The following is a 19,256-nucleotide window of genomic DNA, read 5'->3' as shown; positions in this document are numbered from 1 at the left end:
GTGCGCTTGACGTGCGGGTTTCGCCTGTGTCACATTCTGAAACCACGTTCGAAGCGCTTCGATTTCATTCTGCTCAGGCGCTGCGGGACCGGAGGTGTCGACGTGGTCACCATTGTGGACGTGGCGAAGCACGCGGGTGTCGCGCCCAGCACGGTCTCCTACGTGCTGACCGGCAAACGGCCGGTTTCGGCCGAAACCCGAATGCGGGTGGGGGAGAGCATTCGGGTTCTCGGCTACCAGCCGCACGCGGGAGCGCGGGCGCTGGCCGGGAGCCGGACGAACGTCCTGGCCCTCGTCCTGCCGCTGCGGGAGGGCGTGCACCTGCCGGTGGTGATGCGGTTCGCCTCCTCGGTCGTCACGACCGCCCGCGAGCACGACATGGACGTGCTGCTGGTGACCGCGGACGAGGGGGCCGCCGGACTCCGGCGGGTGGCCGGCACCTCCAGGGCGGACGGGTTCCTCGTGATGGACGTGGGGCTGGACGACGAACGGGTGCCGGTGCTGCGCGACCTCGGCCGCCCGGCCGTCCTGCTCGGGCATCCCACCGTGTCCAACGGTCTGACCTGCGTCGACCTGGACTTCGAGGCGGCGGGCGCGCGGTGCGTCGACCACCTCGTCGAGCTCGGGCACCGCAGCATCGGCTTCCTCGGGGCGCCGGGAGCGGTCTACGCGCGCAACACCGGGTTCGCGCAGCGCACCCTCACGGGGTTCAGCTCCGCGGCCATGCGGCGCGGTGTCGCCTCGACCGCCCTGCCCGCCGAACGGCACCGCGACGCCGTGCGCGCCGTGGTCAGGACGCTGCTCGAAGAACTGACGCGGATGACCGCGCTGGTCGTGCACAACGAGGCGGTGCTGGGCTGGGTCGTGGAATGCCTGCGGGCGGAGGGACGCCGCGTGCCGGAGGACGTCGCCGTGGTCGCGATCTGCCCGGACGAACTCGCTGAGCAGCTGCGACTGACCTCGGTGCAGCTGCCCGCCGACGTGCTGGGACGGCGCGCGGTCGAGCTGCTGATGGCCAAGCTGAACGGGCAGAAGCCACCCGCGCTCACGCTGCTGCCGCCGAAGCTGTTCAGCCGGACGGGGCAGGCCGGGCCCAGGCTCGTGGTGGCGCCCCCGCCCCGGCAGGTCGGCTGAGTCGTGAATCGGGATTCGGCGCCACACCGGTTCCCCAATCCTCATCGAATTTTTTCGCGCGGCGGTGTTCGATGATTTCGATGTTAGGTTGAATTCAACGAACCGCTTCGGCTCTCGGGCGGTGCGAATTCCGTTCAATGGTGTGCGGAAGGACGAATCGAATATGAAAATCGTGCGTGCACTTGTTGTCGTGATGGCGGCTGTCCTGGCGGTTCCCCTGGGGGCCGGCACCGCGTCCGCCGCGGCCTGGAGTTCCTCGGACAGGTGGGGAACGTGGTCGAACGGCGGCTACACCGTGCGCAACAACATCTGGGGCAGCGGGTACGGGCCGCAGACGGTCTGGGCCAACTCCTACAGCAACTGGGGCGTCTGGGCGAACCACCCCAACACCGGGGGGATCAAGTCCTACCCGCACTCGGAACGGCAGGTGAACCGGCGGCTCAGCTCTCTCGGGAGCCTGTCGAGCAGCTTCAACGTCTCCTACCCGAACTCCGGCGCCTACACGACCGCCTACGACATCTGGGCGGACAACCACGCCTACGAGATCATGCTGTGGATGAACAAGGTCGGCCCCGTCGGCCCGATCGGCGCGCGGGTGACGACGGTGTCGGTCGGCGGCCACACCTGGGACGTCCACCGCGGTTCGAACGGCTCGAACCAGGTGTTCTCGTTCGTCCGCACGTCCAACACCGGGTCCGGCACGGTCAACGTCAAGGCGGTGATGGACTGGATCCGCAACCGCGGCTGGTTCGGTGACGTCACGGTCGGCTCCGTCCAGTTCGGCTACGAGATCACCTCGTCGGGCGGCGGTCTCAACTTCACCACCAACAGCTACTCGGTCTCCTTCGGCTGACCGGTCACGGTGCCAGCTCCCGGTCGCGCAGCCACTCCAGCTGCGTGACCGGGTTGGACCCGTACCCGCCGCCGTGGTCGGCGAACGGCCACACGGTCATGGTCCGGTCCTCGCCCGCGTAGTGGTTGAAGGCGGCGTACACAGTGGACGGCGGGCAGACCGGGTCCATCAGCCCGACGCTGAACAACGACGGCGCAGTGGCCCGTTGCGCGAAGTGGACACCGTCGAAGTAGGACAGCGTGCTGAACGCCGGGTCCACCCGGTGCCTGCTGTGCCAGCGCAGGTACTCCGCGATCTCCACGTACGGGCCCTCGCCGGCCATCTCGGCCGCCCGCCGGAAGTGGCACAGGAACGGCACGTCCGGCAGTGCGGCCGCGACGCGGTCCCGCGCCAGCCCGGCGACGGCGATCGTCAGCCCTCCGCCCTGGCTGCCTCCCGTGACGATCACCCGGTCCGGGTCCACGGCGGGGAGGTGCGGCACCGCGTCCACGGCGCGGACGCAGTCGGTGATGAGGCGGCGGTAGTAGTAGTAGTCGTCCGGTGAGTCGATGCCGCGGGTCATGAGGCCCTTGGCCCACTGGGTGCCCCCGCTCGCCACGCGGTCCGGGGTGTCGTGGCCCTGACCGCGGCTGTCGACGACGAGCTGGGCGTACCCGGCGGCGGACCACAGCAGGTGGTCGGTCGGCAGGCCGCGGCCGCAGCTGTAGCCCATGTACGTGACGACGACGGGCAGCGGGCCGTCGTTGCCGCGCGGGCGCAGCAGCCAGGCGGCCACCGGGTCGCCGCCGAAGCCTGGGAAGCGGACGTCGGCGACCTCGACGGTGCGCAGCAGGTGCCGGTCGGTGACCTCGGTGGTCTCCACCGGGCCACCGGCCGAGCGCGCCTGCGCGAGGGTCCGCTCCCAGAACGCGTCGAAGTCCGGCGGTGCCTGCATCTCCGGGCGGTAGACGACGAGTTCGTCGAGCGGGGCGTCCGTCAGCGGCATCGAGGCTCCTTCAGGCGGGTCGGCGTGCGGATCTCATTCTGCGGCGGAGAAGCGGAACGACGTGAGCCGGCAGGAGCCGTGCAGGACCACCCGCAGGTCGTGGACCCCGGTCACCGGTGCGGGCAGCTCCGACGAGACGGTCGTCCACTCGTACCGGCCGCCGGTGGCCGGTACCGGGAGTTCGGCCAGCACGCCCTCGTCCGTCCTGAACTCCAGTCGTGCCAAAGGGTTCTCCGAGGAGACCTCCGCTTCGATCCGGACGGCGCCGGACAGGTCGGTCCGCCCGAACGACAGGGTGGCCGGCCGGCCGGCGTCGGCGGGGGTCACCGCGTCACCGGTCACGCGCGTGGCGTCGACGAGGGTCACGTTGTCGTGGTCGTCGAAGTCGGCGGCGAGAAGGCGGCCGACGCCCGCACGAGGTGCGGGAGCCGGTCCCGCCACCGCGAGCGGGGCGGCGAGCACGACCTCCCCGGCGGAACGGGCGACGAGAACCTCGTAGTCGCCGGGATCCACCGCGAAGGCACCGGTCGTGACGTCCCAGTGGGCGAGCCGGTCCACGGGCAGCCGGAAGGACAGGATCCTGCTCTCGCCGGGAGCCAGCGTGACCTTGCGGAAGTCTGCGAGCCGCAGTTTCGGCGCCTCGTAACGAGCTCGCAGCGCGCGGACGTAGAGCTGGACGACCTCGCTGCCGGTCCTGGTGCCGGTGTTGGCCAGCGTGACGGAGAGGTCGATGGCGCTGCCCGGCGTGGCGGTGTTCGACGACAGGATCAGGTCGCGGTGGGCGAAGCCGGTGTAGGACAGGCCGTGGCCGAAGGGGTACAGCGGCGCGGCCCGGTGGTACTGGTAGGTCCAGCCCGCCTTGATGATGTCGTAGTCGAGCGGGTGCGGCAGCGTGTCACGGCCGCGGTACCAGGTCTGCGGCAGGCGCCCGCCGGGATCGGCCTCGCCGAGCAGGACCGCGGCCAGCGCCCGGCCTGTCTCCTGCCCGCCGTGGGACGTCCACACCACGGCGGGCAGGTGCTCGTCCGCCCAGTCGAGGGCGTAGGGGTAGCTGCTCATCACGACCAGCGCCGTGTCCGGCCGGATCTCCGCGACCGCGCGCAGCAGCGCGTCCTGGGCGGCCGGGAGCGCGATTCCGGTGCGGTCCTCGGTCTCCCGTCCGTGGATCAGCGGGTGGTTGCCGAGGACCACCACGGCGACGTCCGCCGACAGGGCGGCCGCCAGAGCGTCCGCGGTGCCGTCCCGCAGGACCTCGCGTTCCCAGCGCTCGGCGGCGTCGGCGGTCTCCGCGGTCACGCCCACCCGGCCGTCGACGGGGTCGACGACGGCGTACCGTCCCGTGAGGACGTTCTGCAGCAGCACCGAGTCCTCGACGGGCACGAGGCGGAACGTCTCGCGGACCTCCCAGCTCTTGATCCGCTCCTGCTCGGCGGCCAGCGACGTGTCCTGGAGACCCAGGTAGCGGCCGGACTCCGCCGACCGCAGCGTCAGCACGCCGTCGCCCCAGTCGACGACGTCGAACGCCGTCTTGCCCAGCAGCTCACCGCTCGTGCGCGAGCGCAGCGCGATCCGGTCCGAGCCGTCCGCGACGACCACCTCGCCGCCTTCGCCCAGGACGGACCTGAGTCCTTCCGCGACGGTCACCTGGTACGGAAGCGTGCCGCTGTACCAGTCCTCGCACACCATGTCGGCGAGCGGGCCGATCACGGCGATCCTTGCCACGCTGCTCTCGTCGAGCGGAAGCAGTCCTTCGTTGCGCAGCAGGACGACCGACTCCGTCGCGGACCGCAGTGCGAGGGCGCGGTGTTCGGCGCAGCCGATGACCTCGGGGCCGATGGTGGCGTACGGGTCGAGATCGGGGTCGAACTCGCCGAGGCGGAAGCGGAGCTCCAGCTGCCGGCGCACGGCGCGGTCCACGTCCTCCTCGCCGATCAGGCCGCGCTCCAGCGCCTCGCGGAGCCTGCCGATCGGGACGGAGCTGTCCTCGCCGTGATCGGTGAAGCTGTCGATGCCCGCCTTGAGGGCGGCGGCGTGGGACTCGGCGTGGTCGTCGAAGTAGTGCTCCGGATCGACCAGGTTGGACGGCGCCTCCGCGTCGCTGACCAGGAAGAGCTCGTGCCCGATCGGCTCGGCCCAGCGGCGCAGTTCCGTCTCGATGAGCGGCGTGACGTGGCACGGGCGGCCGTTGACGAGGTTGTACCCGGCCATGGCACCGGTGGCGGCACCCGAGGCGACCACCGGGCGGAAGGCCGCGAGGTCGTACTCCTGCAGCACGCGTGGGCGCAGACCGGAGGAGGTGACGCAGCGGTCGTCCTCGTTGTTGTAGGCCAGGAAGTGCTTGAGCACAGGGGCCGTGCGCAGGAACCGGTGGTGGTCGCCCGTGAGGCCGCGGCAGAACGCCGTGCCGATCCGTGCGGTGTGCACCGGGTCCTCGGAGTAGCCCTCCTCGTTGCGGCCCCAGCGGGGGTCGCGCAGCAGGTTCAGCACCGGAGCCCACGCCTGCAGGCTGTTCCTGCCCGTGCCGACCGCGGCCGGGCGGTGGTAGTGGAACGCCCTCAGCTCGACCGAGGTGGCCTCGGCGACGCGGCGCACCAGCTCCTCGTCCCAGGTCGCGCCCAGCCCGACCGCCTGGGGGAAGACGGTGGCGGGACCCAGCCACGCGACGCCGTGCAGCGCCTCCGACCCGGTGCGGAACGCGTCCACGCCGAGGCGGGGCACCGCCGGTGAGTACTGGTGCAGCATCGCGATCCGCTCGTCGAGCGTGAGCCGCGCGAGGAGATCGTCGACGCGCTTGCGCGTCGGCAGCGCGGAGTCGCGAAAAGGCAGCCGATCGACGGCGGGCACGGACTCGGAAACCACGTGGTGACCCCTCAGCTCAGAGCTAGCGTTGAAGCGTTTCGACGTTGTCACGCAGAGGTTTCTGCTGTCAACGGTCTTGTCTGATGCGACCTGCGTCACTAACCTCCCCGACATCTGTTTAAGCGCTTCGACACTTCAACGATGAAGGATCGGTTCCGCCATGGGCAACGAGTTGAACCGCAGAAGCTTCCTGAACGCCGCCGTCTCGGCGGCCGGGCTCGTCGCGATGGGACCACTGCTGTCCGCCTGCGGAAGTGGCCCGGCGCAGCGAGCCGGAGTCGGTTCGGAAGCCGCGCTCAAGGCCGTGTTACCGGCCTACGTGCCGAACACGTCGATCAAGCCGGACATCCCGTCCATCGCGGGCGGCCCCGACGTGATGACGAACCCCGGCTTCCTCAGCTACCCGTCGAACCGCGTCGCCACGGTGTCCGGCATCCCGGGCAAGGGCGGCGCTTACTCGTCGGTCACGCCGCTGTGGGGGACCATTCCGCCCGCAGACAACGCGTTCTACGCGGCCATGAACAAGGCTCTGGGCGTCAAGCTGGAGATGAAGCCGGCGGACGGCAACAACTACAACACCATCATCCCGACGATGACCGCCTCGAAGCGGCTGCCGGACTGGATCCAGCTGCCGACCTGGTGGAACTCCCAGATGAACGTCGGCGGGCTGGTGGGGAACCAGCTCGCGGACCTGACGCCTTTCCTGTCCGGCGACAACATCAAGTCCTACCCCAACCTCGCGGCCATCCCGACCTCCGCCTGGCGCACCGGCGCCTGGGGCGAGAAGCTCTACGGGATCCCCTCCCACGCCACCGGCTTCCAGATCGCGGGCACGCTCTACTACCGCCGCGACATCTTCGACGCCAAGGGCATCACCGCCGACCAGGTGAAGTCCGCCGACGACCTGATGAGGCTCGGCAAGGAGCTGACCGACGCCAAGAACGGCGTGTGGGCGTTCGACGACGTCTACCGCTACCTCTACACCTCCTTCGGCGCACCGCTGAAGTGGCGGGTGGACAACGGAAAGCTGGTCCACCTGTACGAGACCGAGGAGTTCTACGCGGCGCTCGACTGGAACAACCGGCTCGCGACCGCCGGGTACGTGCACCCCGACGCGCTGGCGGGGGACAACGCCAACGGCAACACGCGGTTCTACGGCGGCAAGACGCTGATCTCCAGCGGCGGCACCGGAACGTGGAACCTCGCCGACCTCCAGTCCGGCAGGGCCGCCGACCCGAACTACCGGCGCGGGGCGTTCAACATCATCGCCGCCGACGGCAAGAGCACGCCGCGCGTCGACATGGGCGCGGGCGCCAGCATCATGAGCTACCTCAACATCAACCTGAAGCCCGAGCAGATCGAGGAGTGCCTGGCCGTCGCGAACTACCTCGCCGCGCCGTACGGCTCCGCCGAGTTCACGATGGTCAACTTCGGCGTCGAGGGCACGCACTTCACCATGGTCGACGGCGTGCCGACGGCCACCGAGGCAGGCAAGAAGGAGGTCCAGGCGCAGACCTACCCGTTCCTGGCCGCACCCGCCGCCGCGGTCAACAGCCCCGGCGTCGACTTCGTCACCAAGGACTACTGCGCCTGGCAGGCCGCCAACGTGAAGGCACTGGCCAAGCCGGTCTTCTGGAACATGAACATCAGCATGCCCCAGGCGCAGGCCACCGCGGACGCCGCACAGCAGGTCGAGGACGCGATGAGGGACTGCATCCACGGCAAGAAGTCGGTCGCCGAGGTGAAGGACGCCGTGGCGAGCTGGAAGACCAGTGGTGGCGGCGACAAGCTCATCCAGTGGACGAACGACAACGTCCTGCAGAAGCACGGCACCGGGCAGTGACCACGGCGACCCCGACGCGGCCGGACCGCGGGACGCGACCGGCGCGACCGAACTGGCGGGTGAGGTTGCGCCGCGACCGGTCGCTGATCCTGATGACGCTGCCCGCCGTCGTCCTGCTGCTGGTCTTCAACTACGTCCCGCTGTTCGGGCTCGTCACCGCGTTCCAGGAGTACGACCCGCTGGCCGGGATCTGGTACAGCACGTGGGCGGGACTCGACCAGTTCCAGCGGCTGTTCGGCGACGCGAACTTCTGGAACGCGGTGCAGAACACGCTGTACCTGAGCTTCGTGCAGCTGATCCTGTTCTTCCCGGTGCCGATCGCGCTGGCGCTGCTGCTCAACTCGGTGCTGTCGTCGAGGGTCCGCAACTTCATCCAGTCGGTCGTCTACCTGCCGCACTTCTTCTCGTGGGTGCTGGCCATCACGATCTTCCAGCAGATGCTCGGCGGCGCGGGCGCGCTCAACCACTTCCTGCGCAACAACGACATCGGTACCTGGGACGTCATGACGAACCCGGACACCTTCGCGTTGCTGGTCTCCGCCCAGGTGATCTGGAAGGAGGCGGGCTGGGGGATCATCGTCTTCCTGGCCGCGCTCGCCGCCATCAACACCGACCTCTACGAGGCCGCGGCGGCGGACGGCGCCGGGCGGTGGCGGCGGCTGTGGCACATCACTTTGCCGGGTCTGCGCGGCGTCATCGTGCTGATGCTGGTGCTGCGCCTGGGCAACGCGCTGACCGTCGGCTTCGAGCAGTTCCTGATCCAGCGCGACGCCGTGGGTTACGACACCGCGGACGTGCTGGACACCTTCTCGTTCTACTACGGCATCGCGACCGGTGACTACAGCTACGGCGCGGCGGCTGGCCTGTTCAAGAGCGTGATCTCGCTGCTGCTCATCTGGGGTGCGAACAAGCTGGCGCACGCCTTCGGCGAAGACGGGTTGTACCGGAGATGACCGACATGCTGACGATCGAACGCACGCTCGAGGCGGCGAAAAACCTTGCGCCGCAGCCGGTGCGCAAGAAGAAGCGGAATCCCCGGCCCGCGTGGGAGGAACCGCCGACGGTCGCCGGCGAGGCCGCCAAGGGCCTCACCCTCGGCGTGGTGCTGCTGGTGATGCTGGTGCCGCTGTGGATCATCGTGGTGACCAGCCTGTCCACCCAGGGGGCGGTCAACCGCGCCGGTGGCCTCGTGATCTGGCCGGACGGACTGACGTTCGAGGCCTACCGGGTGATGCTGGAGGACACCACCGTGCGCACCGCGCTGCTGGTGAGTCTCGGCATCACCGCCGTCGGCACCGTCGTGTCCATGGCTGTCTCGGTCATGTGCGCCTACGGCCTGTCGCGATCGCGTTCGTTCGCGCACCGATTCCTGCTGACGCTGTTGATCGTCACCATGTTCGTCAACGGCGGCCTGATCCCCACGTTCCTCGTCGTCACCGGGCTCGGCGGCTACGGCCAGTGGTGGTCGCTGATCCTGCCGAGCGCGATCTCCGTCTTCAACATCCTGATCCTGCGGTCGTTCTACTCCAGCACCTCGGCCGACCTGATCGAGGCCGCGCGGATCGACGGCGCGGGGGACTGGCGGATCCTGTGGTCCATCGTGCTGCCGACCTCGCGTGCGGTGACCGCGGTGATGGCGCTCTTCTACGGCGTCGGCTACTGGAACTCGTTCTTCAACGTCATGTTGTACATGCCCACGGACAGCGAGAAGTGGCCGCTGCAGTACGTGCTGTACACGTACGTCAACCGGGGTAACGGCATGCCGGGCTCGGTCAACTCGGGCTTCGGCACGGCGTTCTCCCAGACGGCGCCGCTGTCGCTGCAGATGGCCGTCGTGGTGCTGACGCTCGTGCCGTTGCTCATCGTTTACCCGTTCGTGCAGAAGCACTTCCGCACGGGCGTCCTGACCGGCGCGATCAAGGGCTGAACATCCATGGTGACCATTGCCGACGTGGCCAGGCACGCGGGCGTGTCGTCCAGCACGGTCAGCTACGTGCTCAGCGGCAAGCGCGCGATCTCCGAGGAGACCCGCCGCCGGGTGCGCAGCGCCGTGCGGGAGCTCGGGTACCACCCCAACGCCGGCGCGCGGGCGCTGGCCGCGCGCCGGTCGCACATCATCGCGCTGATGGTGCCGTTGCGCACCGACGTCTACGTCCCGGTGATGATGGAGATCGCGATCTCGGTGACCACGGCGGCCCGCCAGCACGGGTACGACGTCCTGCTGATCACCAACGACGAGGGGCCGGACGGGGTCCGCCGGATCGCCGCCAGCGGTCTGGCGGACGGCCTGATCCTGATGGACGTCGAGCTGGACGACGAACGCATCCCGGTGCTGCGCGCGCAGGGCACCCAGGCCACGCTGATCGGGCTGGCCGACGACGCGCGCGGAGTGTCCTGTGTGGACCACGACTTCGTCGCGGCCGGTGCGTTGTGCGCGGACCACCTCGCCGATCTCGGTCACCGCGAGATCGCGTTCATCGGCTACGGATCCGGGGTCTACCACCGGCACGCGGGCTATGCCGAACGCACGCTCGCCGGGTTCCGCGACAGGGCGGGGCAGCGTGGTCTGCGCTTCCTGCACCGCACCTGCGAGGGCACCTACGAGAGCACCGCGGGCACGCTCGCCCGCGTTCTCGCCGACCGTCCCGGCACCACCGGGTTCGTGGTGCAGAACGAGGGCGCGATCGGACCGTTGCTCACCCTGCTGCGCACCAGCGGGCGGACGGTGCCCGAGGACGTCTCGGTGATCGCGTTGTGCCAGGACCACCTCGCCGAGCAGTTCGCGCCGAGGCTCACGGCGGTGACCGGGTCCGCGCAGGAGCTCGGCCGGGTCGCCGTGGAGCAGATCATGGGCCGGCTCGCCGCGGCGACCGACGGCGGTCGTCCGGACGACGACCAGGCTCTGCTCACCCCGACGCTGACCGTGCGCGAGAGCACGGGCCCCGCGCCACTCCTGCCCTGACCTACCTCGCACTCATCCAGGAACGTGAGGAGCTTCCGCATGCCCCAGTACTTCCGAGACCTCGGTACCGCGCTCGAATGGCGGGCCAGGGGCGAGACGCTCCGAGTCGAGGCGTGGGGCTCCGACGGGGTCCGCGTGCGCGCCACTCCCGCCGGTCCGCTGCTCGACGACCTCCCCGGCGCGTTGCTCGGCACGCCCCCGGACGGCGGCGTGGTGGAGGTCAAGATCTCCGAGCACCACGCCACGCTCGTCCACGGCGCGCTCACCGTCCGGATCGACGCCGGCACCGAAGGCGCCCTGACCCCGGAACTGGGAGCGACCGCGGGCACGCTGACGTTCACCAGGACCGAGGACGGCACCGAGCTCCTCGCCGAGGAGCCGGCCCACTTCTGGTGGCCGGGGCCGCGTCTCGCCACCGCGACGGGCAACGGCCACCACCGGCTGGAGCAGCGTTTCCGCGCCTACCAGGGGGAACGGCTCTACGGTCTCGGCCAGCACACCCACGGGATGCTGGACCAGAAGGGCGCGGTCGTCGACCTCGTCCAGCGCAACGCCGAGGTCACCATCCCGTTGCTGGTCTCCGACCGCGGCTACGGCCTGCTGTGGAACTCGCCCGCGATCGGGCGGGTGGAGCTCGCGGAGACCGGCACGCGCTGGGTGTCCGACAGCGCCCGCCAGATCGACTACTGGATCACCGCGGGCAAGCCCGCCGACGTGCTGCGGCGCTACGCGGACGTGACGGGGCACTCGCCCGAACTTCCCGAGTGGGCCTCCGGTTTCTGGCAGTGCAAGCTGCGCTACCGCACCCAGGAGGAACTGCTGGAGGTCGCGCGCGAGTACCGGCGGCGCGGGCTGCCGTTGTCCGTGATCGTCTGCGACTTCTTCCACTGGACCCACCTCGGCGAGTGGAGGTTCGACCCCGCCGAGTGGCCCGACCCCGCGGCGATGGTCCGCGAGCTGGACGAGATGGGCGTCAAGCTGATGGTCTCGGTCTGGCCCTCGGTGAGCCCGGCGAGCGAGAACTACCACCCCATGCTGAACCAGGGCCTGTTCGTCGGCACCGAGTTCGGGCCGATGGCGCACGCCGACTGGCCGGACAAGGGGCTCGGCGCCTACTCCGCCCAGGTCGCCTTCTACGACGCCACCAACCCCGAGGCGCGCGAGTACGTCTGGGACCGGATCCGGCGCGGCTACCACGAGCTCGGCATCTCCGTGTACTGGCTGGACGCGGGCGAGCCCGAGCTCAAGCCGGGTCACCAGTACAACCTGCGCTACCACGCGGGTCCCGGTCTGGAGGTCGGCAACCTCTACCCGCGCGAGAACGCCCGGACCGTCCACGACGGACTGCGCGCGGCCGGGGAGACCGAGATCATCTCGCTCAACCGCTCCTCGTGGGCGGGCGCGCAGCGGTACGGCGCCGCGCTGTGGTCCGGTGACATCGGCACGGACTTCGCCACGCTGCGCACGCAGATCAAGGCCGGGCTGAACGTGATGATGTCCGGCATCCCCTGGTGGACCACGGACATCGGCGGCTTCCACGGCGGCGACCCCGACGACCCCGCCTACCGCGAGGTCCTCGTGCGCTGGTTCCAGTACGGCACCTTCTGCCCGCTGTTCCGCCTGCACGGTTTCCGCGGCGACGAACAGGTGCTGGAGCCCGCGATGACCGGCCTGGCCAACGAGGTCTGGTCGTACGGCGAGGAGGCGTACGAGATCCTCGCCGGGCACCTCCGGCTGCGGGAACGCCTGCGCCCCTACGTCATGGAGCAGATGCGCACGGCCTCCGAGACCGGCGTGCCGCCGATGCGCCCGGTGTTCCTGGAGTTCCCGGACGACCCGGCGGCGTGGCGGGTCGAGGACGCCTTCCTGCTCGGCCCCGACCTGCTCGTGGCCCCGATCACCGAGGCAGGCGCCCGCGAACGGGACGTCCACCTCCCCGCCGGCGCGCGGTGGACCGACGCGTGGACCGGCGAGGAGCACGACGGCGGGCGGACGATCACCGTCGCGGCCCCGCTCGACCGCATCCCGCTGTTCCTGCGCGACGGCGCCCGGCTGCCCGTGCGGGAGGAGGTGTGATCGCGGATCGCCTGGGAGGCCTGGCCTTCGGTGGTGACTACAACCCGGAGCAGTGGGACGAGCGGGTGTGGAAGGAGGACGACGAGCTGATGCGCGAGGCCGGGGTCAACCTGGCCACGGTCGGCGTCTTCTCCTGGGCCCTGCTCGAGCCGGAGGAGGGCCGCTACGACTTCGCGTGGCTCGACGCGCACCTGGACCGCCTGCACGCCAACGGGGTCGCGGTCGACCTGGCCACGCCGACCGCCTCCCCGCCGCCGTGGTTCACGCTGGCCCACCCGGACGCCATGCCCGTCACCCCCGACGGCACCAGGCTGGTCCACGGCAGCCGCGACACCTACTGCATCAGCGCCCCGGCCTACCGCGCGGCGGCGAGGCGCATCGCCTCCGCGCTCGCGGAACGCTACGGCGACCACCCCGCGGTCGCCTTGTGGCACGTGCACAACGAGTACGTGACGTTGTGCTGGTGCGAGCACACCGCCGCCGCGTTCCGGGTCTGGCTGCGCGCCCGGCACGGTTCGCTGGACGCGCTGAACGAGGCGTGGGGGACGGCGTTCTGGAGCCAGCGGTACGGCAGCTGGGAACAGGTCCTGCCGCCGCGCGCCACCCAGTGGCACCGCAACCCCGGCCTCACGCTGGACTTCAGCCGGTTCTTCTCCGACGAGGTGGTCGCCGCCTACACCGAGCAGCGGGACGCGATCCGCGCGCACAGCGACCGGCCCGTGACGACCAACATGATGCAGCCCGGCTACCAGAACGTCGACCTGTGGGCGTTGAGCCGCGAGGTCGATCTGGTCGCGATCGACCACTACCCGGACCGGCCGGGCCTCGACGCGGCGGCCGACGTGGCGTTCGCCGCGGACCGGGCCCGCTCGTTCGGCGGCGGCAGGCCGTGGCTGCTGATGGAACAGGGCACCAGCACGGTCTACGACCACGGCCGGACGCTGGCCAAGGAACCCGGCGAGATCCTGCGGCACTCGCTCGGCCACATCGCGCGCGGCTCGGACGGGGCGCTGTTCTTCCAGTGGCGCCAGTCGAAGGCGGGCGCCGAGCAGTGGCACTCGGCGATGGTCCCGCACGCCGGCCAGGACAGCCGGGTCTTCGCCGAGGTGAAGGCGACGGGCGAGGCCGTGTCCCGGCTCGGCGAGCTGGCGGGCTCGACCGTGACCGCCGAGGTGGCCGTGCTGCACGACTCCGACGCCTGGTGGGGGTTGAACTCGGACGGCCTGCCCTCGTCCGAACTGGACTACCACTCCGCACTGCGGAACGCACACCGGGCGTTGTGGGACAACGGGGTCGTCACCGACTTCGCGCACCCGGAAGCGGACCTGAGCCGGTACCGGCTGGTCATTGCCCCGGCGCTGTACCTGCTCTCCGACACGGGCGCGGAGAACCTGCGCCGCTACGTCGCCGACGGCGGCACGTTGCTGGTCCAGCACTTCAGCGGCGTCGTCGACAGCCGCGGGCACGCCCGTCTCGGCGGCTATCCGGCCGCCCCGCTGCGCGAGGCGCTGGGCATCCGGGTCGAGGAGTACCGGCCGCTGCGGCACGAGGAACGGATCGTCCTCTCCGACTCCTCGCACGGCACGGTCTGGAGCGAGTCTGTGCGGGCACACGGTGCGGAGACGATCGCCACCTACACCCACGGCGCGCTCGCCGGTTCTCCCGCGCTGACCCGGAACCACTGCGGCGCGGGTGATGCCTGGTACCTGTCCACGCGGCTCGACGACGCGGACTACACGGCGCTGGTGTCGAGGCTGCTGGACTCCGCCGGCGTCGGCCCGGTGCTGTCCGGCCTGCCGCCCGGGGTCGAGGTCGTCGTCCGCGAGGGCGAGGACGGCCGCCGCTGGCAGTTCGTGCTGAATCACCGCACCGAACCCGTGCCCCTGCCCGATGGCGCCCACGACGTGCTGACGGGTGCACCGGTGCCGGAGCTGCCGGCCGGTGGATGCGCTGTGCTGCAGGGAGGAAGTCCCCTGTGACACCCGTGATCCCCGGAATGCACCCCGACCCGAGCGTCTGCCGGGTGGGGGAGGACTACTACCTGGTGTGCTCCAGCTTCGAGTACTTCCCCGGCATCCCGGTCTTCCACAGTCGCGACCTGAAGAGCTGGACCCAGATCGGCAACGCCCTGGAGCGCACCAGCCAGCTGCACCTGACCCCGGAGACGCCGTCGTCGGCGGGGATCTACGCGCCGACGCTGCGCCACCACGACGGCCGGTTCTGGCTGATCGTCACGAGCGTCAGTCACGGCGGCGGCAACATGGTGTTCACCGCCACCGATCCGGCCGGGCCGTGGTCCGACCCGGTGCCACTGCCCGGAGTCGGCGGCATCGACCCCGACCTCGCCTGGGACGACGAGGGCAACTGCTGGTGCACGGTGGCTGGAGTGCAGCAGTACCGCGTCGACCCGGCCACCGGTGAGACGTTCGGCGAGCCGCGACCGCTGTGGTCCGGCACCCCCGGCGCCAAGGCACCGGAAGCCCCGCACCTGTACCGGATCGGCGACCACTGGTACCTGCTGATCGCCGAGGGCGGCACCGAACGCGGCCACAGCGTCTCGATCGCCCGCGCCTCGTCGCCGGACGGTCCCTTCGAGCCTTGTCCCGCCAACCCGATCCTGAGCCACCGCGGCACGGACGAGCCCGTCCAGAACACCGGGCACGCGGATCTGGTGCAGGCGCCGGACGGTGCGTGGTGGATGGTGCTGCTCGGTGTGCGGCCCGGCGGCGGCACTCCCGGCTGGCACGTGCTCGGCCGGGAGACCTTCCTGGCACCGGTGACGTGGACCGACGGCTGGCCGGTGGTCGGAGAGCTGACGCCAGGCGCGCCCGGTTCCGTTGCGCCGGAACGAGACGACTTCGACCTCGTCGAACTGCGGCCGTGCTGGATCTCCCTGCGCGACCGCTCCGAGCAGCACTGCACGACGAAAGAACGCCCGGGCTGGCTCACCCTGCACGCCCGCGGGTCCGGAATGGACGATCCCGCCGTCGTGTTCACCGGGCGGCGCCAGCAACACCTGTCCTGCCTCGCCCGCACGCTGCTCGACCCGGCGGAAGGCCGCGGTGGCCTGGCGGTCCGGCTCGACGAGGAACACCACTACGAGATCGAGGTCGCGTACGGGGAGGTGCGGGTGCTCGCCCGCATCGGACCGGTGAGCGCCGTGGTCGCCTCCCGGCCGGTCCCGGAAGGGCCGCTGGTGCTGGTGGTGCGGGTGGACGAGGCCCGGACGCCGCGGGACGCGCGCTCCGGGCCCGACACCCTGTCGTTCGGAGTGGAGGAAGCCGACGGCACCTTCACGCCACTCGCCACGCTCGACGGCAAGTACCTCTCGACCGAGGTCGCCGGTGGGTTCACCGGCCGCGTCATCGGCCTGTACGCCGCGGCGGAAACCGTCCACTTCGACTGGTTCGAGTACCAGCAGCTCAACTGAGAGCGAGGGTTCATGAACGGATCACGCAGAGCAGTTCTCGGCGCGGTGGTGGCCCTCGTGGCCTCCGTCGTGCCGGCGACAGCGGCCGCGGCCGCCGACACCGGCTGTGAGATCACCTACTCCACGACGGGCCAGTGGGAGGGCGGCTTCGTCGCCGACGTCGCCGTGACCAACCACGGCGCCGCTCTCGACGGCTGGGAACTGAGCTGGGAGTGGCCGTCCGGCCAGCAGGCGGGCCACGGCTGGAACGCGAAGATCACCGAGTCCGGTCACCAGGTGACCGCCGGGGACGCCGGGTACAACGCCAGGATCGCGACCGGTGCGACGGTGAAGTTCGGCTTCCACGGCACCTGGGCGGAGGCCAACACGGCGCCGTTGTCGTTCTCCCTCAACGGGGTCATCTGCGTCCACGGCGGCCCGCGTCTCAGCGCGACGCAGCACACCGCGGCGATGCAGCCGGGGTGGAACCTGGGCAACACGCTCGACTCGACGGGAAGCGACGAGACGTCGTGGGGCAACCCGCGCATCACGGAAGCCCTGCTGGACAACGTGAAGGCGCAGGGCTTCAAGAGCGTGCGCCTGCCCGTCACGTGGAGCGCGCACCTGGGGCCCGGCCACGTGATCGAGCCGGCGTACCTCGCCCGCGTCAAGGAGGTCGTGCGCTGGGCGTTGGCGCGCGACCTGTACGTGATGCTCAACATCCACCACGACTCGTGGCAGTGGATCTTGAACATGCCGGCGGAGCACGACAGCGTGCTCGCCCGGTTCAACACCATCTGGACGCAGCTGGCGGGCGCCTTCGCCGAGTTCGGGCCGAAGCTGACGTTCGAGAGCTGGAACGAGCCGCAGTTCACCGGGAGCACCGGCAAGCCGCAGGAGATCGAGCTCAACAGCGAGCTGAACGCGTCGTTCCACGACATCGTGCGCCGGTCGGGCGGCAACAACGCCACCCGCCTGCTGGTCCTGCCGACCTTGCACACCTCGTCCGAGCAGACGTACGTCGACCCGCTGGCCGAGCAGATCCGAGGGCTCGCCGACCCCAATCTGATCGCGACCGTCCACTACTACGGCTACTGGCCGTTCAGCGTGAACGTCGCCGGTGGCACGCGCTTCGACGCGACCGCGCAGAAGGACCTGACCGACTCGTTCGACCGCGTGCACGACAGCTTCGTCGCCCGCGGCATCCCTGTGATCATCGGCGAGTACGGACTGCTCGGGTTCGACCGCCACACCGGCACCGTCGAACAGGGCGAGAAGCTCAAGTTCTTCGAGCACCTCGGCCACTACGCCCGCGCCAAGCAGCTCACGACCATGTTGTGGGACAACGGACAGCACCTCAACCGCACCTCCGGGCAGTGGAACGACCCCGAGCTCTACGCGCAGATCAGGTCGAGCTGGACGACCCGCTCCGGCACCGCGCACACCGACCAGGTGTTCAGCGCGAAGTCGAGCCCCATCACGGCCAAGACCGTCGCGCTCAACCTCAACGGCACGAAGTTCACCGACCTCCACCACGGCTCCACGAAGCTGACGCGCGGCCGTGACTACACGATCTCGGGCGACCAGCTCACCCTGACCGCACCGCTGCTGACGAGGCTGAGCGGTTCCCGGGGCTACGGCACGAACGCGGTGCTGACGGCCCGCTTCTCCCAGGGCGTGCCGTGGCGGTTCTACGTCATCACCTACGACACCCCGGTGCTGTCCAGCGCCTCGGGGACGACGGAGAAGTTCGAGATCCCCACGGCCTTCCGCGGTGACCAGCTCGCCACCATGGAGGCCAAGTACGACGACGGCACCAACGCCGGTCCGCACGACTGGACGTCGTTCAAGGAGTACGACCGGGCCTTCCGGCCGAACTACTCCGACGGCCGCACGATCCTGACGCCGGACTTCTTCGCGGCTGTCAGGGACGGCGCACGAGTGACGCTCACGTTCCACTACTGGAGTGGCGCCAAGGTCACCTACCACGTCACCAAGTCCGGCGGCACGGTCACCGGTGCGGCCACCGAGTCCAATTAGGATCACCGTTCGCGTTGCCTTGTGTACATGTTGTTGTCACTCCAGCGGTATGTGAATCAAATTCACATCGTCCTGCCCTCGGGACGTCAGCTCGAACGGGCGTCAGGAGTCGTGGGATGAGAATGGTCCGATTGGCCTGAACCGTTGCTGCCGTCGGCTTGCTGGCGGGGGTGGTGCCGGGCGCTGCCACGGCGGCACCCCCGTCCAGCGGCACGTTCTCGGTGCTCAGCTACAACGTCGCCGGCCTGCCGGAAGGGCTGTCCAGCGGCAACCCGCGGGTGAACACGCCGATCATCGGCCAGCGCATCCGGCCGTACGACGTCGTCCACGTGCAGGAGGACTTCAACTACCACGCCTCGCTCTACGCCGGCAACACGCACCCGTTCCGCACGCCGACCAGCGGTGGTGTCCCGTTCGGTGACGGGCTCAACACCCTGTCGGACCACCCGTACTCCGACCTCGCCCGCGACAGGTGGGACAGGTGCAACGGCACCGACTGCCTGACCCCCAAGGGCTTCACCTTCTCGCGGATCCGGGTGGCGGAGGGGGTGCTGATCGACTTCTACAACGTGCACGCCAACGCCGGCTCGGCCGAGGCCGACCTGGCCGCACGCCGGGCGAACATCAGTGAGCTCTCCCGGTTCGTCACCGCGAACTCGGCGGGCAACGCCGTCGTCATCGCGGGCGACACCAACACCCGGTACACCCGCGCCGCCGACAACATCCGGGAACTGCTGTCCGCCAACGGGCTCAAGGACGCCTGGGTCGAGGAGGAACGCGGTGGCGTGCAGGTCGTGAAGTCCTGGGACGTCGCGCAGCGGACGGGTGTCGTCGAGCTGGTCCACCAGATCACCGCCGACGGGCCGTTCTACCTCCGCGTCCGCGGCACCGACGGCAAGCGGAGCGCACCGGGTCACCACGGTGCCGCGGTCGACCCGGCCGGGCCCGCGCTCGGCGTCGCCGGTCAGTCGGATCCGTGGGAGGACCTCTGGTTCTACTCGAACCCGGTGTTCGCGGTGACGGAACGCTGACCGCGGCCGGAAATCGTCGAACGGCGTCGATCTGATCCGTGTCCGCCGTCGAAACACGGCTGTC

Annotated in this window: 13 protein-coding genes; 11 read left to right on the top strand and 2 right to left on the bottom strand. The window is 70.1% G+C overall.

Going from position 1 to position 19,256, the window contains the following annotated elements; genetic code table 11:
• Window positions 1-102: 102 nt before the first annotated feature.
• The gene (locus tag AB0M48_RS02570) at window positions 103-1,134 is read left to right on the top strand and encodes a LacI family DNA-binding transcriptional regulator (protein WP_363835523.1); all 1,032 of its coding nucleotides are present in this window, start codon (window positions 103-105) and stop codon (window positions 1,132-1,134) included.
• Window positions 1,135-1,297: 163 nt separating this feature from the next.
• Complete coding sequence (locus AB0M48_RS02565) at window positions 1,298-1,987, top strand: hypothetical protein (protein ID WP_363835522.1); 690 nt, start codon at window positions 1,298-1,300, stop codon at window positions 1,985-1,987.
• 4 nt (window positions 1,988-1,991) lie between these two features.
• Here AB0M48_RS02565 and AB0M48_RS02560 read toward each other — a convergent pair whose 3' ends face one another.
• Window positions 1,992-2,972: an acetylxylan esterase gene (locus AB0M48_RS02560; protein WP_363835521.1), complete on the bottom strand. Its 981-nt coding sequence runs from the start codon at window positions 2,970-2,972 to the stop codon at window positions 1,992-1,994.
• A 33-nt stretch (window positions 2,973-3,005) separates the two neighbouring features.
• Entirely contained in the window at window positions 3,006-5,831 is a 2,826-nt protein-coding gene (locus tag AB0M48_RS02555; protein ID WP_363835520.1) for a glycoside hydrolase family 3 C-terminal domain-containing protein, read from the bottom strand.
• Window positions 5,832-5,991: 160 nt separating this feature from the next.
• Between AB0M48_RS02555 and AB0M48_RS02550 the strand changes: the two genes are divergently transcribed.
• From AB0M48_RS02550 to AB0M48_RS02510, 9 genes are all read left to right on the top strand, one after another.
• Window positions 5,992-7,674, top strand: coding sequence for a hypothetical protein (locus tag AB0M48_RS02550; RefSeq protein WP_363835519.1), 1,683 nt, complete (start codon window positions 5,992-5,994; stop codon window positions 7,672-7,674).
• A gap of 59 nt (window positions 7,675-7,733) precedes the next feature.
• Window positions 7,734-8,627 (top strand): ABC transporter permease subunit, encoded by an 894-nt coding sequence (locus AB0M48_RS02545; RefSeq protein WP_363835518.1) that lies wholly within the window; start codon window positions 7,734-7,736, stop codon window positions 8,625-8,627.
• Window positions 8,628-8,632: 5 nt separating this feature from the next.
• Entirely contained in the window at window positions 8,633-9,601 is a 969-nt protein-coding gene (locus AB0M48_RS02540; protein WP_363835517.1) for a carbohydrate ABC transporter permease, read from the top strand.
• Between the two features lie 6 nt (window positions 9,602-9,607).
• Entirely contained in the window at window positions 9,608-10,636 is a 1,029-nt protein-coding gene (locus AB0M48_RS02535; RefSeq protein WP_363835516.1) for a LacI family DNA-binding transcriptional regulator, read from the top strand.
• A 39-nt stretch (window positions 10,637-10,675) separates the two neighbouring features.
• Window positions 10,676-12,712 carry a glycoside hydrolase family 31 protein gene (locus AB0M48_RS02530; protein ID WP_363835515.1) on the top strand — a complete coding sequence of 679 codons (2,037 nt, stop codon included), beginning with the start codon at window positions 10,676-10,678 and terminating at the stop codon, window positions 12,710-12,712.
• A complete protein-coding gene (locus AB0M48_RS02525) occupies window positions 12,709-14,691 on the top strand; it encodes a beta-galactosidase (protein ID WP_363835514.1) in 1,983 nt (660 codons plus the stop codon). The genes AB0M48_RS02530 and AB0M48_RS02525 overlap by 4 nt, the downstream gene beginning before the upstream one ends.
• Window positions 14,688-16,142: a glycoside hydrolase family 43 protein gene (locus AB0M48_RS02520; protein ID WP_363835513.1), complete on the top strand. Its 1,455-nt coding sequence runs from the start codon at window positions 14,688-14,690 to the stop codon at window positions 16,140-16,142. The genes AB0M48_RS02525 and AB0M48_RS02520 overlap by 4 nt, the downstream gene beginning before the upstream one ends.
• 12 nt (window positions 16,143-16,154) lie before the next feature.
• Window positions 16,155-18,161 carry a cellulase family glycosylhydrolase gene (locus tag AB0M48_RS02515; RefSeq protein WP_363835512.1) on the top strand — a complete coding sequence of 669 codons (2,007 nt, stop codon included), beginning with the start codon at window positions 16,155-16,157 and terminating at the stop codon, window positions 18,159-18,161.
• Window positions 18,162-18,319: 158 nt separating this feature from the next.
• Window positions 18,320-19,192: an endonuclease gene (locus AB0M48_RS02510; RefSeq protein ID WP_363835511.1), complete on the top strand. Its 873-nt coding sequence runs from the start codon at window positions 18,320-18,322 to the stop codon at window positions 19,190-19,192.
• Window positions 19,193-19,256: the final 64 nt, after the last annotated feature.

Origin of the sequence: Lentzea sp. NPDC051208 (assembly GCF_040682435.1) — a bacterium.
In the GTDB taxonomy this organism is placed as follows: domain Bacteria; phylum Actinomycetota; class Actinomycetes; order Mycobacteriales; family Pseudonocardiaceae; genus Lentzea; species Lentzea kristufekii.
This window is presented reverse-complemented; position numbering and strand designations above follow the sequence as displayed.

Coding starts and splice junctions, on each gene's coding strand:
- AB0M48_RS02530 (WP_363835515.1), top strand. CDS start 10,676: ATGCCCCAGTACTTCCGAGACCTCGGTACCGCGCTCGAATGGCGGGCC.
- AB0M48_RS02550 (WP_363835519.1), top strand. CDS start 5,992: ATGGGCAACGAGTTGAACCGCAGAAGCTTCCTGAACGCCGCCGTCTCG.
- AB0M48_RS02515 (WP_363835512.1), top strand. CDS start 16,155: ATGAACGGATCACGCAGAGCAGTTCTCGGCGCGGTGGTGGCCCTCGTG.
- AB0M48_RS02535 (WP_363835516.1), top strand. CDS start 9,608: ATGGTGACCATTGCCGACGTGGCCAGGCACGCGGGCGTGTCGTCCAGC.
- AB0M48_RS02565 (WP_363835522.1), top strand. CDS start 1,298: ATGAAAATCGTGCGTGCACTTGTTGTCGTGATGGCGGCTGTCCTGGCG.
- AB0M48_RS02540 (WP_363835517.1), top strand. CDS start 8,633: ATGCTGACGATCGAACGCACGCTCGAGGCGGCGAAAAACCTTGCGCCG.
- AB0M48_RS02560 (WP_363835521.1), bottom strand. CDS start 2,972: ATGCCGCTGACGGACGCCCCGCTCGACGAACTCGTCGTCTACCGCCCG.